Source organism: Lactococcus sp. FSL K6-0773 (genome assembly GCF_038006485.1).
GTDB classification, from domain to species: domain Bacteria; phylum Bacillota; class Bacilli; order Lactobacillales; family Streptococcaceae; genus Lactococcus; species Lactococcus lactis.
Map to the genome: position 1 here is coordinate 240,374 of NZ_JBBOVF010000001.1, position 14,980 is coordinate 255,353.

Consider the following 14,980-nt stretch of genomic DNA (forward strand, 5'->3'; position numbering starts at 1 on the left):
ATAATAGTATTATAAGAAATCGAATTATACAGTTTTTTTAACAAAGGAGAATGATATGACTTCAAAGAAAATTTTGATTATTGAGGATGAAAAGAATTTAGCGCGATTCGTCTCATTAGAATTAGAACATGAAGGCTATGCGACTGAGATTAAAGATAATGGTCGTTCTGGTCTTGAAGAAGCAACTTCAAAAGATTATGATTTAATCTTGCTTGATTTGATGCTTCCTGAACTTGACGGTTTTGAGGTAGCCCGTCGTTTACGAAAAGAAAAAGATACACCAATCATTATGATGACGGCACGTGATTCAACGATGGACCGTGTTGCTGGTCTTGATATTGGGGCTGATGATTATATCACTAAACCTTTTGCGATTGAGGAACTTTTGGCGCGTGTTCGTGCTTTCTTCCGTCGTGAAGAGCATGGTCATGCCGTTGAACGTGCTGAAAATACTTCTTTCCGTGATCTTGTGATTGACAAAACGAATCGCACAGTTCATCGTGGTAAAAAAGTAATTGATTTAACACGTCGTGAGTATGACCTCCTTTTGACATTGATGCAAAATGTTGGCGATGTTGTGACTCGTGAACATTTAGTTTCACAAGTTTGGGGATATGAAGAAGGAACAGAAACAAATGTTGTGGATGTTTATATTCGTTATCTTAGAAATAAAATTGATGTTGAAGGTCAAGATAGCTATATTCAAACTGTTCGTGGCTTAGGTTATGTAATGCGTGAACGCAAATAAAAATAAGATGAAAAAACTATTTACTTTCAATAAGAAAAAAGAGACGGTAGAGGAAAGTTCGGCTAAGCGGTCTATCATGCTTAGGTGGGCTTTTGCTAACACCGTTTTTTGTTTTATTACTTTTACTTTGTTTGCTACTTTGACTTATCAATTGACAATCAGTTCTTTTATTAAAGAAGAACAACAATTATTAACTCGCTCTATGGATAGTGTTGAGGAAGTCTTAGAAAAAGCAGATGCTCCTTTGAATTCATCGAATTTGAACACATATATTGAAGCGACATCAAAGATTCAAAATGGTGAGTCTGAAGGAATGAGTTTGGGTAGTATCATTGGGACACGGAAAGCATTTTATATTTATGACTTAAATCATAAATTATTGTATTCAACGAATCGACATACTTTTGGTTTTCAGAATCAGGCTAATAATGAAATGAAAGAGATTCGGGGAGAAAATCCAGGTTATTTAGTTCAGAGAAAAATTATTTCTAAGTCAACAGGACAAGTTGTGGGATACTTACAGGCTTTTTATGATACGACGACTTATCATCGAATTTCTAATCTTCTTTTGATTGTCTTGTTAATTTTAGAAATTGTTGCCTTGATTGTCGCTCAGTTGATTGGTTATTTCATGGCTAATTACTTTATGAAACCATTGGAAAAACTTTATCAGGGCATGCAAGAAATGGCAAATGATCCAACAAATGATTTTGAACCGATTGAAATTCAAAGTGGAGATGAAATCGAAGAGTTGGCTCATGTTTACAATGATATGATGTTGAAGATGAAGGCATATCTTGAACAGCAAAATCGCTTTGTTTCTGATGTTTCTCATGAATTAAGAACACCTTTAGCTGTCTTGGATGGACATATTAACTTGTTGAATCGATGGGGGAAAAATGATCCAGAAGTATTAGATGAATCTTTGCAGGCAAGTTTAGATGAAGTTGATCGAATGAAGAAAATGCTTGAGGAGATGTTGGCTCTTGCTCGCCTTGAAAATGTTGACTTATCAAGTGAAGAACTGGATTGTGATGTTGGAAAAGTTTGTAATCGGGCCCTTAAGAATTTTCAGCTTTTGCATGATGATTTTGAAATAGTGCTTGATAACCGGCTTATTTATCCCACTCATGCGCGAATTTCAGAAAATCATTTTGAACAAGGGTTACGAATTCTGTTAGATAATGCTGCTAAATACTCTCCTGATGATCGTAAAGAAATCGTGATTACTGTTTCTGAGGATGAACAGTTTGTGATTACGAGTGTATCTGACAAAGGAATTGGAATTTCAGAAGAAGATATTAATCATCTTTTTGAGCGTTTCTTTAGAGCGGACAAGGCTCGCAATCGAGAAATTGGTGGAACTGGTTTAGGTTTATCAATTTTAGCTCGATTGGCAGAAAATTATCAAGGGGAAATTGAGGTAAATTCAGAACTGGGTCTTGGTTCAACTTTTACACTAAAATTCCCGAAAATAAAATAAAGAATAAGAGAATTGCTAAAGGGCAGTTCTTTTTTTGCGACGTATGTTATGTTTTGTGACATCAAATGCAAAAAAAATTGACTTGTTTAGAAAGTTGTGTTATATTTTATTACATGATTAAATTGTCAGAAAATATTGATAAATAATCTGTTTTAATCTCGAACTTTTAAAGGAGAAATTTTATGGACACAGGCTCAATTGCATTTATTTTAATTTGTGCGGCATTGGTTTTTTTGATGACGCCTGCACTAGCATTTTTTTATGGAGGGCTTGGACGCCGAAAAAATGTGTTAAACACAATGATGATGTCTCTCGCACCAATGGCTCTGGCTTCTATTTTATGGATAATTATTGGCTTCTCATTTTCATTTTCAGGAAGCAATAGTTGGATTGGTGATTTCCACCATTTGTTTATGAATGGTGTGGATATGGCTAAAAATTCACTTTTCCCTGCTAATCATATTCCAGATGGCCTTTTTTCTGGTTTTCAAATGATGTTCTCGATTATCACAGTAGCTCTAATTACGGGATCTGTTGTTGGAAGAATGAGATTTACACCAATTTTGATTTTTATGACTGCTTGGTTAATTTTAGTTTATTATCCTTTGGCTCATATGGTTTGGGGCGGTGGATTTTTGGCTCAAATTCATGCGATTGACTTTGCGGGTGGAGATGTTGTTCATATTTCAAGTGGGGTGACAGGACTTGTACTTGCGTTAGTACTTGGAAAACGTCGAGATTACGAACGTTTAGATTATCGTCCACATAATATTCCTTTTGTTGTTTTGGGCGCTGGTCTCCTATGGTTTGGTTGGTTCGGCTTTAATGCTGGGTCAGCGCTTGCTGCCAATGGTGTGGCAATTAACGCTTTTATGACGACTAATACAGCGGCAGCAGCAGCAATGTTTTCATGGATGATTGTTGAAAAAATATTGATTGGTAAACCTTCAATTGTTGGTGCTTGTTCTGGTGCGGTAGTTGGTTTGGTGGCCATCACTCCAGGCGCTGGTTTTGTTTCTTTATGGTCGTCATTGATTATTGGTCTTTTGGTCAGTCCTTTGTCATACTTTATGATTTCTGTAGTAAAAAAGAAATTGGGATATGATGATGCTTTAGATGCTTTTGGTTGTCACGGTATTGGCGGGATGTTTGGCGGAATTATGACAGGAATTTTTGCAACGCCGGCTTTGGCACCAGAAAAAGGCTACGCTGGTTTAATCTATGGCTCTGGGAAATTACTTTTGGCTAATGTGTCTGCGGTTGTCTTCACAGTTATTTTCACTGCTCTTGTGAGTTGGATCATTATTAAAGTAATTGCCTTGTTTATGCCAATTCGTGTATCTGACCGTGCTGAAGCTATTGGACTTGACGACAGTGAGCACGAAGAAACTGCTTATCCAACCTTCTTAGGTTTGGATTCTTAAGTTTAATTTTACTGACAGATATTTTTTATATAAAATTGTGAGTTTGTCAGTAAAATCAATTTTGAATGATGTCTTTGAAGTATACTGACAAGTCTGTCAGTAAAAATGTAAGATACAAAGAGAGAAAAAATATGAAAAAAATTGAAGCGATTATTCGGACAGATAAATTAGAAGATTTGAAAGCAGCCCTATCAGATAATGGCTTGGTGCATGGGATGACAGTTTCTCAAGTTTTGGGTTATGGTGAACAAAAAGGATTTACAGAATATGTTCGTGGTCAACGAATTGAAACTACTTTACTTTCAAAGTTAAAGATAGAAATTGTATCAATCGATGAAAAAGTTGATGATATTGTTAATGTGATTATTAAAGCAGTTCAAACGGGCGAAGTGGGAGATGGTAAAATCTTCATTCAACCTGTTGAGCGTGTAATTCGAATTAGAACCTCAGAAGAAGATGCTCAAGCGCTCTAAGTATCACTGCTTATAACACTCTGAAGCGTGAATGGGTGCTCTTACTAGATACCTTATTACTCACTCATCGGAAAATTATTGTTTCCACTGAGTTCGGTCATAATACGGTAAGAATCAAGCAAAACAAATCGTTATTTTGTGTTACTTATTACGCTCTAAGTCTCATACTTTATAACAGGATAAAGTGTAGATGCTTGGAGACTATCATTCCAGATTCACTTCTGCTGACTCTCGGTGTAACAACTAGTATATTTGTAAGTCAGCAAAGCTAACAACGACTTTTCTAGGTTAGAAATGATTCTTCTTGCTGAGTTCTATCTTATTAAAAAGTAAGCTGACAAATAGGTCAGCTTTTTATATTTTTTTGAAAAAATTACTGACAGACTTGTCAGTAAATAAGACTGTTGAAAAAAAGCCCGATTAGGGGTAAAATAGATTAGATAAAGTCGTCAGTGAAATATTTTACTGACAACTTAAAAAGGAATAGAAAATGAAAAAAATAACGAAATTTAAAGATCAAAAAATCTTAGTTCTTGGACTTGCCCGTTCTGGAATGGCTGCTGCCCTTGTGCTCAATGAGTTGGGTGCGATTGTTACGGTCAATGATGGCAAACCTTTTGAAGAAAATAAAGAAGCGCAATTACTTTTAGAAGAAGGAATTAAAGTCATCACAGGGAGTCATCCTATTGATTTATTGGATGAAGATTTTGCACTAATGGTTAAAAATCCAGGAATTCGTTATGATAACCCAATGGTTGAACGAGCTGAAGCATTGAATATTCCTGTAATTACTGAGGTTGAACTTGCTTATCTCATCAGTGAAGCTCCAATCATTGGAATTACCGGAACCAATGGGAAAACAACGACGACAACATTGATTGCTGATATTTTAAATGCCGATGGTCAGTCAGCAAAATTGTCAGGGAATATTGGTTTTCCAGCGTCAGAAGTAGCCGAAAAAGCGAGTGCTTCTGATACATTAGTGATGGAACTTTCAAGTTTTCAATTGATGGGCATTGATAGCTTCCGCCCTAAAATTGCCTTAATTACAAATTTATTTTCAGCTCATTTAGACTATCATGGTTCGCAAAAAGCCTATGAAGCTGCAAAATGGCGAATTCAAGAAAATATGACCTCAGATGATTTCTTGATTCTCAATTTTAATCAAGAAAAATGTCGTAATTTGGCTGACAAAACGAAAGCGACTGTTCTTGCTTTTTCAACAAAAGAAAAAGTTAATGGTGCTTATTCTAAAGATGGAAAAATTTATTTTAATGATGAATATATCATGGAAGTTTCTGAACTTTCACTTCCTGGTGAGCATAATCTAGAAAATGCTTTAGCAGCCATTGTAGCTTCAAAATTACAAGGAACAAAAAATGAAGCGATTGTAGAAGTACTGACAAGTTTTGCTGGTGTAAAACATCGTCTGCAATATCTTGGCGAAATTGATGGTCGTAAAGTCTATAACGACAGCAAGGCAACCAATATTTTGGCTACTCAAAAAGCACTTTCTGGTTTTGATAATAGTAAACTTTGGCTTTTAGCTGGCGGACTTGATCGTGGAAATGGTTTTGAAGAGTTAGAAAAAGATTTGCAAGATTTGAAAGGAATGGTTGTTTTTGGGCAAACAGCAAATAAATTACGTTTGACTGCAGAAAAATTGAATATTCCCGTTTTTGATAGTGAAAATGTTGCAAAAGCCCTCGAAGAAATTCTACCTCAAACGCAAGCAGGAGATACAATTTTACTTAGTCCAGCTTGTGCAAGTTGGGACCAATATAAAACTTTTGAAGAACGCGGTGATTTATTCATTCAAGCCTTTGAAAATTTGAAAAAATAAAAGTACTGACAACTATTGAATTAATTTATGTTAAAATTAATTTTACTGACAGAAAGAATAATTACGATTCATCTTGCTGACAGCTATCAGATTTAATTTGTACTTTATTTCTATCGTTATTTTCTTGTTTATTAGAGAACAGGATTTAATGAAAGTTGGGTACAAAAATATTTGTCAGAGAATCCCCAAACTATTGGAGAAAAACAAACATGCGAATTATCATTACAGGTGGCGGCACAGGCGGTCATATTTATCCAGCGCTAGCTTTCCTTAAGTATTTGGAAAAAGTAGAACCAGATACAGAAGTGCTTTATATTGGAACGAAAAAAGGCTTGGAGGCAAAAATTGTCCCTCAAGCAGGAATTAAATTAAAAACAGTTGATATCCAAGGATTACGTCGTTCACTAAGTCCGCAAAATTTAAAAACAGCTTATAAGTTTTTTAAATCTGTCTCAGATGCTAAAAAAATTATGAAAGAATTTAAACCGGATGTTGTTTTGGGAACTGGTGGATATGTGGCAGGGCCAGTTGTTTATGCTGCTGCGCAATTAAAAATTCCAACAATTATACATGAAGGAAATTCTTTCCCAGGAATAACTAATCGTTTTCTTGCTAAAAAAGTTGACCGAATTGCAGTAGGTTTTCACGCAGCAGAACAATATTTTCCAGCGAGCAAAACGACTTTTACTGGAAATCCAAGGGCACAAGAAGTTGCAGATGCAGCGGCTCAAGTAGAAAAATTTGAAGAACCAACGGTTGTTATTTTTGGTGGCTCACGTGGCGCTTTAAAACTTAACAATGCTTTTATTGAAGCCCTTCCTGAATTAGCACAACGTTCATTTAAAACCGTTTATGCTTCAGGAGAGATTTATTATGATGATTACAAGGAAACTTTTAATCAATATAAAGAAAATTCTAATTTAGATATTCGTCCTTATATTAATAATATGACAGAACTTTTAGCAAAAAGTCAGCTCTTTTTAGGACGGTCTGGTTCAACAACTATTGCTGAAGTGACCGCTTTAGGCTTACCAGCCGTTTATGTCCCAAGTCCAAATGTGACAGCTGACCAACAAACTAAAAATGCTCAAGAATACGTTGACCAAGGTGCAGCTATTATCATCAAAGACGAAGACCTAACGGGTCAAACATTGGTTGAAGCTATTTCAAATATACTCGAAAATAATGAGAAGTATCAAGAAATGCAAGCAGCTAGTCTAAAAGCGGGCGTTCCAGATGCTAGCCAACGCCTTTACAATCTAGTGAAAGAAATTAGTAAATAAATGAGTGAAAAAGATAATAACTTAACCCCTTGGCAGCAAAAACATCTTGAATATCAGAAAAGAAAAGCAGAAGAAGCCAAAAAAGAAAAGAAAGCAAATCAACCTAAAAAGGTTCATTTTTCTTCACCTTTTCTTAAAAGTCTCCCAAAAACTGAAAAAAACTTTGATGACACTAGAGACGAAGCTGAGTCAGCTGAGTTGTTAGAAGAAGGCTTTGATACTAATAACGAAGAAACTCAATCAAGCGAAGCTCCGATTGAAAATGAAAAAATTATTGCTCAGTTAGAACAACTTTCTCAAGAGAATGAATATGAGTATGAAGAAGAGCAAATCAAAAGACCTTCAAGATTTTTTTCTTTATTTAAAGGTTCAGCTCCACTTTTAAAGAAAATGTGGCCAGCCTTAGCAATTGTTGTTCTGGTATTCGTCGGCTCTCTTTATTTGATTTCACCTCTCAGCAAAATATCAACTTTTAGTGTTTCTGGAAATGCGAATGAAAGTAGCGAACAAGTTGCATTAGCTTCAGGAATTCAAACAAGCGATAGTATTTTTAATATCCTAAATAATAAGGAAAAAATTGAAGCGACAATCGAACAAAAATTCCCTAGAATTTCTGCCGTTACAATCAATTACCATTTTCCTAATCGCTTTGAGGCCATTGTAAAAGAACATACAAACAGTGTCTATGTCAAACGTAATGATCAAACTTACCTTGTCTTAAATAACGGTTACGTGATTACAACACCAGTTGATGCAACTAAGCTTGAGAAATTGCCAGTTTTACAAAATTTTAATGACGAAGAAGTTAAAACTTTTGTAAATGCTTATGAAACGCTTAAACCAGCAATAAAATCACTGATGACTAATGTTACTAAAACTCCTACAGATGCGACAAAAGATTTCATTGCCATTGATATGAGTGACGGAAATCAGGTTCGAGTTTCATTGAGTCAATTAGCTGACCGCCTGCCATATTATCCAAGTGTTGCTAAACAAGTTCAAGCACCACAAGTTGTAGATATGGAAGCTGGTATTTATACGAAGCCAAAAGCTGCTTATGATGCTTATCTTTCACAATTATCTACCTCAAAATCAGCATCTATTTCTGCTCAAAATGCGAAAAAGACTGATGCAAGTAGTGAAAATACAGCTCAAAGCACAACAACAAGTTCAAATTAAAAATAAAAAAAGTGATAATTTAGGATTGTCACTTTTTTAGCACAGAGCAAGCTATAAAAAAAGCTGATAAAATGCTATAATAGATAGCACGCATTTTTGTGGAAAAATAATAAATAAACTATATAAAGAAAATTTAGAGGAGAAACTGTATGTCTTTGTTTTTAGATACAGCACGAATTGAAGTAAAAGCTGGTAAAGGTGGCGATGGTGCAGTTGCTTTTCGCCGTGAAAAATATGTTCCAGATGGTGGTCCTGCCGGTGGTGACGGGGGAAAAGGCGGTTCTGTAATCTTTAAAGTTGATGAAGGAATGTCAACTTTGATGGATTTCCGTTATAACCGTATTTTCCGTGGTAAACCAGGTGAAAAAGGGATGAACAAAGGAATGCACGGTCGTGGAGCCGAAGATTTGATTGTTCATGTTCCTCAAGGAACAACTGTTAAAGATAACGAAACTGGTGATGTTTTAGTTGACTTAATCGAAAAAGACCAAGAATTTGCGGTTGCTAAAGGCGGTCGCGGCGGTCGTGGAAATATTCGCTTTGCCACACCACGTAACCCAGCACCTGAGGTAGCAGAAAATGGAGAACCAGGAGAAGATAAAATTCTACTTTTGGAACTTCGTGTTTTAGCAGATGTTGGTTTAGTTGGTTTTCCATCTGTTGGTAAATCAACATTATTGTCAGTTGTTTCAAATGCGCGTCCTAAAATTGGCGCTTACCATTTCACAACAATCACTCCTAATATTGGAATGGTTCAAGTAGGTTATGGAGATAGTTTTGTTATGGCAGATATGCCAGGATTGATTGAAGGAGCGCACTCTGGTGCAGGACTGGGAATTCAATTCTTGCGTCATATTGAACGTACACGTGTCCTTCTTCATGTTCTTGATATGTCAGAACTTGAAGGACGAGATCCATACGAAGATTACAAAACAATCAATGATGAATTAGAATCTTACAATTTACGTTTGATGGAACGTCCACAAATTATTGTTGCCAACAAAATGGATATGCCAGAAGCTGCCGAACGTTTAGCTGAATTTAAAGAAAAATTAGCTGCTGATTTAGGTCCTGATAAAGAAATGCCTGAAATTTTTGAAGTTTCTGGCCTGACTAAAACAGGACTTCAAGGTTTGCTTGCACGCACAAGTGAATTACTTGCACAAACACCAGAATTCTTACTTTACGATGAAGATGAATTAGCGGATGAAACAGCTTATTACGGCTTTGAAGAAGAAGAAAAACCATTTAAAGTTTCTCGTGATGATGATGGTGGATGGCGCTTATCTGGGGATAAGATTGAAAGACTCTTTATCATGACTAATTTTGATCATGATGAATCAGTTATGAAATTTGCTCGCCAAATGCGCGCGATGGGTGTTGACGAAACACTTCGTTCAATGGGAGCCAAGGATGGCGATTACGTTAGAATTCAAAAATTTGAATTTGAATTTGTAGATTAAAAATTTCAATATTTTCGGAGATTAAAAATGGGATTTAAAATTATTGGTGACCGTGACAAAGACGGAAATTTTATTGCCTCAGCCGATTATTGGACCGATGAACGGATTGATGACTTGTTAAAGAAATACAATCCTCATGGTAAATTGGCTTTATCAAAGGCTAATCAAAAGAAAAACGATGAAAAAAAGACTGATTAATTCAGTCTTTTTTTTACTGACAGCTAGAATAGTGACTTCTGTCAGTAATTTTAGGTTCAATTATTTCTTGAAAAATAACCTTATTGACCGTTTTGGATTGGTCAGCAACTTTATAGAGTGCATTACGTTGAAGGGTTTGAACTTGAAAAGTGGGAGTGATATTCAAAGATTTATTCAGATTATCAGTAATAATTTGATTGGGGTTAAAAGAAATATCATCGGGAATCAAAGAAAGAATTGCCGATTTTTCATAGTAGTGTTCAGAAATGTTTTGATTTGCAACATGAAAACTTAAAGCTTTAGGGACTTTGGGGTTCTCAATAGGAAAACCAGCAATGACAGCATTAAAAGAAATATGTTGACCAAAATTAACTTGCTTACTTTTATATTTTTCAAGTTCAACCCTAAGCAAAAGTTCAGCTTCCTCAAAATTTAAATTAGGTTGATAATAAAATTTCTTGCGAATATTATTGGTAATCAATTCAAATCCGGTAATTCCAACAACGAACCCATTTGGATTACTTTCAAATTTTTTAAAATGACTTTGGGTAAGAACTTCGTTGGTTGTAATTTGTCCATCTGAAATAACACTGATGAAATCAGGCAACATAACAATATTTATAAAACTCATGGTATAAAATCCTTAAAAATTTCTGTCAGCAAAGTATCTAGTAAATTTTACTGACAGAAGAAGTGGTTGATTTTCAAATGTTTCTTATCATTGTATCACTTTTGGGAAATTTTATACTATTTTTTTTCATATTAAAAAACAATTAAATGATACTAAAAAACAATTTATGAAGTAATAAATTTTTTTTTTAGTAAATATAAAGATGAATTAGAAAAAATAGCAGAAAAAAACTCTAATTATTGGTTTTCTTTACGAAAAACTTCAATTTTTCGGAAAGAATACTAGTTAACTTATCAAATTTTCACTCTAGAATTACTTTGTAACTAAAAAAATTAGATACATACAACTATATTATATAATAATTAATTATTTTGTATAAGATTAACTACACGATTATTAAAAAATATATCTGTAAAATTACACATTACTCAATTACCTAAACAAATCAAGACCTAAAATTAAGCAAAAACATTGCAATACAATGAAAAAATTTCCGAAAAATTGAAGTTTTTCTGAAAATTACATTAGAATTTATAGAGAAAGAGAGGTCTTTTATTGATTACAAAGATAAAAATTTGTAAATGTAAAGATTAAGAAAGGAAAGAATATTGAAAAAATTAGTATTAATTATTTTATTGCTATTCTCATCGTCAAATTTATTGACGACCATGGGTTCAGCAGATACAACAAGTTATGATACAAAAGGTCAAGTTGGATTTACGGGAAATTGGTAGGACCAGAATCGAGTTCAAGTAGTAAAGAAAATCCTAAAAAAGACCCTCCAATTACTCAGACCATACTCCCAAAAACAGGAGATATGGAATTCTCATCAATGGTAACTAGTTATGTTGGCTTATTAATTTTGGCAAGCATAATAGTTTATAAAAAAGAAAGAGGGAGGTTAACTTTATAGAAAATAAATAATAGTCGATTACTGCACCTTTTTTAAGGATAAAACAAATGGAGAAACTTAATGGATAAACTAATTTTAAAATCAACAACACTTCTTGCCGGCATATTGATTTCTGCCCCTATGATAATCACAACCGCTAGTGCGGCGACTACAGGTGGGGATTACACTTCAAGTGCAAATTTGACTTTACAAGCAGGAACTGGTCCAGTCGACCCTCTTGATCCAACAGACCCAACTAATCCTGTAACACCAGTAGACCCAGGTACTCCAGGTGCTTCTGGAAATCTTACTGTCGATTATGGTTCAACCCTTTACTTCGGAACCCAATCAATTTCCACTCAATCTAAAACTTATTATGCACATCCTGATATGGTAAAAGATCAATCTAACGCTGTAAAAGTAGTGCCTAACTATGCTCAAGTAACAGACCAATCAGGTGAGCTATCAGGTTGGACATTAAGTTTAACACAAGCTTCAGATCTTCATATGACTACTGGAACATCAACAGATCCTGGATATGCACTTAGTGGTGCACAAATTAGCTTTACCGGAGGCACTCTCCTTGGAGGAAATGGTATTACCGCTGGGAAGCCAAGTGATGTTGTCGCTTCAGGAACGCTCACACCAGGAGTAGCAACAAAACTAGTTTCAGCTGCAAAAAATGAAGGAGCAGGAACTTGGTTATATAATTTTGGTGATGTAGATGCCTATGATGCAAGTTCAGTTGATACAGCCAATACCACAGATCATACTAAAGTGGCAACAAAATCAGCAATTAGTTTGGCTGTTCCTGCAGGTTTGATTGAGAAAGCGGCACCATATACTACAGATTTGTATTGGAGCTTACAAGCCGTTCCAGGAAATGATTGGGATGGAAATACATCTGCGGTTACACCAGCACCATAAGTCTGATTTTGATAAAAGGAGAGAATAAATGAATAAAATTTTATTAAAATCAACGGTACTACTAACTACTGCATTAATCGTGGGACCAATAATTGCCAGTGAAGCTGATGCCGCAAGCACCGGTGGAGATTATACATCAAATGGTTATGTTAACTTTGCTGAAGGGGACAATACTGGAATTAACCCCGTTGACCCTTTAGACCCCTCTGTCCCTGTAGGACCAACAAATCCTGATGGTACCGACCCAACACCCGGAACAGGAGGAGCACTTTCAATCGATTTTGCTTCAAGTCTAAGTTTTGGAACACAAAAAATTTCTTCAAAGGATGCCACATACTTTGCTCATGCACAATGGATTAGCAAAGATAAAGATGGAAGTGCAGTTGATATGACACGTCCTAATTATGTTCAAGTTACTGATACACGCGGAACCTGGGATGGATGGACCTTGACTGTTGCAGAATCCGATCAATTTCAAAATACTTCAGGAGAAAAGCTAACCGGAGCAGAACTATCTTTTAGTAAAGGTTATACCGATGGAACCACTGCTGCAAAACCCGGTTATATCAATAACACTAATTTTGTTGTTAGTACAGCTGCTAGCAAAATTTTAGGAGCAGGTCCAAATCAAGGGATGGGAACTTGGGTATATGGTCTAGGAGCTAATGCAGATTACCAAGAAAATGGTGGAGCGCATCTGGGTAATGAAGCAGTTTCTACAGCATCACCAATCACTCTTAAAGTTATTGCTGGTACAAATAAAGCGACGTCATATACGACACAATTAATTTGGTCCTTAACGAATACCCCAGGAAATTAAATGTTTATAATTTCTAAACTATGAAAAGGAGGGTACTGTGAAAAAAATAAGATGGTTAAGTATACCTCTCATCTTAATGACATTAGGATTGGAATTTCGAGTTAATGCAGCAGAAGTCCAAAGCTATAATTCGCAAGGAATAGTTGGTTTTGGTCCAGGTAGCGGAGTTCAACCCCCTGTTAATCCTAACAAACCTGATCCAACTTTACCTGTATTTCCACAAAATCCAGATGGTTCAAAGCCTAATCCAGGGGGAAATGGCTCACTGACAATTGATTTTGCTTCAAGTTTTGACTTTGGGAATCATAAAATTTCTAATAAAGATCAAACATATTTAGCTAAAGCCCAAAAGTATTTTGATTCTGAAGTTTTAACACCGAATTATGTTCAAGTAACCGATCGTCGAGGAACATTTGCCGGTTGGAACTTAAAAGTAGTCGAAAAGACACAAGTTACTCAAATTGACTCAGGCCCTCAGAAGTACAAAGTACTTAAAGGAGCAACGATTAATTTAAAAAGTTCAGAAACAGCTTCTTTTACTAATGAAAAATCTCCCAAAACACAAACAATTTCGGGACTTATTCCCGGTGTTGAAACTCAAGTAGCTCTTGCCTCAACTGGCGAAGGAGCTGGAACTTGGGTAATTCGCTGGGGAAACGATTCAATGGTCACTGAAGATGGCTTAACAACAGCAGTTTCATTATTTGTTCCTGGAGATACCCCCAAGGATGCAACTGCTTACACTACAACTTTAAATTGGATATTGTCTGGTTTACCGACAAACGTGCCAAATTAATTTGTAACACACATTATTATAGAAAAGAGGACATTATATGTCTAAATCAGTAACAAAATATCTCTCTCTAGCAACTTTAGGGCTATTAGCAGTATCAGTAACTCCACAACTTGCTAGTGCAGCTACAACACAATCATATGGCACGCAAGGAGAGGTGACTTTTACCGCCGGAACAGATACCACAGGTCCAGTTGACCCGCAAGACCCAACTGTTCCAGTAAAACCAACGGAACCAGATGGCGTTAATCCAGTAGGACCGACAATGCCTGATAGTGGTTTAACTATCGTCTATGCCTCAAGTTTTGATTTTGGAAGTCATCCTGTAAGCAATAAAGCAGAAGTCTACAATGCTGCTGCACAAAAATTAGATGATAATACGACACGTACCAACTATGTTCAAGTTGCAGATAATCGTGGGACTTTCTCAGGTTGGAATTTAAAAGTTCAAATGACCGACTTCACAACAGCTGATAGTAATTTAGTAGCGAATGGTCATGGTACATTAACAGGAGCAACAGTGACTCTAGGTGATGCTGAGATTCAAGGAGCTGGTACAGCAAACCCAGCAGATATTTCTTCAGCTACTACAGTTTTGACACCTGGAGTACAATCAGCAACAATATTGGGAGCGACGGCTGGTCACGGCTCTGGTAATAGTTTGCTTGACTTTGGGGGGAAAGATGGAGCTACAAAAGACACAGCCATCAAACTTTCTGTTCCAGCAGGTGTGGCAGGTGCAGCCAAGTATACAGCAGATTTAACCTGGACACTTGACGATACACCATCTAATTAATATTTTTAGTGGTGAGAAACAAGCAAG

15 protein-coding genes are annotated in these 14,980 nt (G+C 35.8%); 14 read left to right on the forward strand and 1 reads right to left on the reverse strand.

Going from position 1 to position 14,980, the window contains the following annotated elements:
* Positions 1 to 55 precede the first annotated feature (55 nt).
* From MHB61_RS01250 to MHB61_RS01290, 9 genes are all read left to right on the forward strand, one after another.
* Positions 56 to 748: a response regulator transcription factor gene (locus tag MHB61_RS01250; RefSeq protein ID WP_003130756.1), complete on the forward strand. Its 693-nt coding sequence runs from the start codon at positions 56 to 58 to the stop codon at positions 746 to 748.
* Between the two features lie 7 nt (positions 749 to 755).
* The gene (locus tag MHB61_RS01255) at positions 756 to 2,231 is read left to right on the forward strand and encodes a HAMP domain-containing sensor histidine kinase (RefSeq protein WP_010906048.1); all 1,476 of its coding nucleotides are present in this window, start codon (positions 756 to 758) and stop codon (positions 2,229 to 2,231) included.
* A gap of 182 nt (positions 2,232 to 2,413) precedes the next feature.
* Entirely contained in the window at positions 2,414 to 3,655 is a 1,242-nt protein-coding gene (locus MHB61_RS01260) for an ammonium transporter (RefSeq protein WP_003130753.1), read from the forward strand.
* A gap of 131 nt (positions 3,656 to 3,786) precedes the next feature.
* The gene (locus MHB61_RS01265; RefSeq protein ID WP_010906046.1) at positions 3,787 to 4,128 is read left to right on the forward strand and encodes a P-II family nitrogen regulator; all 342 of its coding nucleotides are present in this window, start codon (positions 3,787 to 3,789) and stop codon (positions 4,126 to 4,128) included.
* A 490-nt stretch (positions 4,129 to 4,618) separates the two neighbouring features.
* Entirely contained in the window at positions 4,619 to 5,971 is a 1,353-nt protein-coding gene (gene murD, locus MHB61_RS01270) for a UDP-N-acetylmuramoyl-L-alanine--D-glutamate ligase (protein ID WP_003130748.1), read from the forward strand.
* 209 nt (positions 5,972 to 6,180) lie between these two features.
* Complete coding sequence (gene murG / locus MHB61_RS01275; RefSeq protein WP_003130746.1) at positions 6,181 to 7,254, forward strand: undecaprenyldiphospho-muramoylpentapeptide beta-N-acetylglucosaminyltransferase; 1,074 nt, start codon at positions 6,181 to 6,183, stop codon at positions 7,252 to 7,254.
* The gene (locus tag MHB61_RS01280) at positions 7,255 to 8,433 is read left to right on the forward strand and encodes a cell division protein FtsQ/DivIB (RefSeq protein WP_137016698.1); all 1,179 of its coding nucleotides are present in this window, start codon (positions 7,255 to 7,257) and stop codon (positions 8,431 to 8,433) included.
* A 149-nt stretch (positions 8,434 to 8,582) separates the two neighbouring features.
* Positions 8,583 to 9,896, forward strand: a complete 1,314-nt coding sequence (gene obgE / locus MHB61_RS01285) for a GTPase ObgE (RefSeq protein WP_003130743.1) — start codon at positions 8,583 to 8,585, stop codon at positions 9,894 to 9,896.
* A gap of 27 nt (positions 9,897 to 9,923) precedes the next feature.
* Positions 9,924 to 10,094, forward strand: a complete 171-nt coding sequence (locus MHB61_RS01290; RefSeq protein WP_003130741.1) for a hypothetical protein — start codon at positions 9,924 to 9,926, stop codon at positions 10,092 to 10,094.
* 13 nt (positions 10,095 to 10,107) lie between these two features.
* Here MHB61_RS01290 and MHB61_RS01295 read toward each other — a convergent pair whose 3' ends face one another.
* Entirely contained in the window at positions 10,108 to 10,725 is a 618-nt protein-coding gene (locus tag MHB61_RS01295) for a hypothetical protein (RefSeq protein WP_137016700.1), read from the reverse strand.
* Positions 10,726 to 11,333: 608 nt separating this feature from the next.
* On the opposite strand from MHB61_RS01295, the gene MHB61_RS01300 reads away from it, so the two are divergent.
* The 5 genes from MHB61_RS01300 (at position 11,334) to MHB61_RS01320 (ending at position 14,953) form a co-directional block, all read left to right on the forward strand.
* Positions 11,334 to 11,459 (forward strand): hypothetical protein, encoded by a 126-nt coding sequence (locus tag MHB61_RS01300; RefSeq protein ID WP_003130738.1) that lies wholly within the window; start codon positions 11,334 to 11,336, stop codon positions 11,457 to 11,459.
* A gap of 239 nt (positions 11,460 to 11,698) precedes the next feature.
* Positions 11,699 to 12,544, forward strand: a complete 846-nt coding sequence (locus MHB61_RS01305; protein WP_003130736.1) for a WxL domain-containing protein — start codon at positions 11,699 to 11,701, stop codon at positions 12,542 to 12,544.
* Positions 12,545 to 12,572: 28 nt separating this feature from the next.
* Entirely contained in the window at positions 12,573 to 13,364 is a 792-nt protein-coding gene (locus tag MHB61_RS01310) for a WxL domain-containing protein (RefSeq protein ID WP_003130734.1), read from the forward strand.
* 37 nt (positions 13,365 to 13,401) lie between these two features.
* Positions 13,402 to 14,160, forward strand: coding sequence for a WxL domain-containing protein (locus tag MHB61_RS01315; protein ID WP_010906040.1), 759 nt, complete (start codon positions 13,402 to 13,404; stop codon positions 14,158 to 14,160).
* 37 nt (positions 14,161 to 14,197) lie between these two features.
* Positions 14,198 to 14,953 (forward strand): WxL domain-containing protein, encoded by a 756-nt coding sequence (locus tag MHB61_RS01320; protein WP_003130730.1) that lies wholly within the window; start codon positions 14,198 to 14,200, stop codon positions 14,951 to 14,953.
* Positions 14,954 to 14,980: the final 27 nt, after the last annotated feature.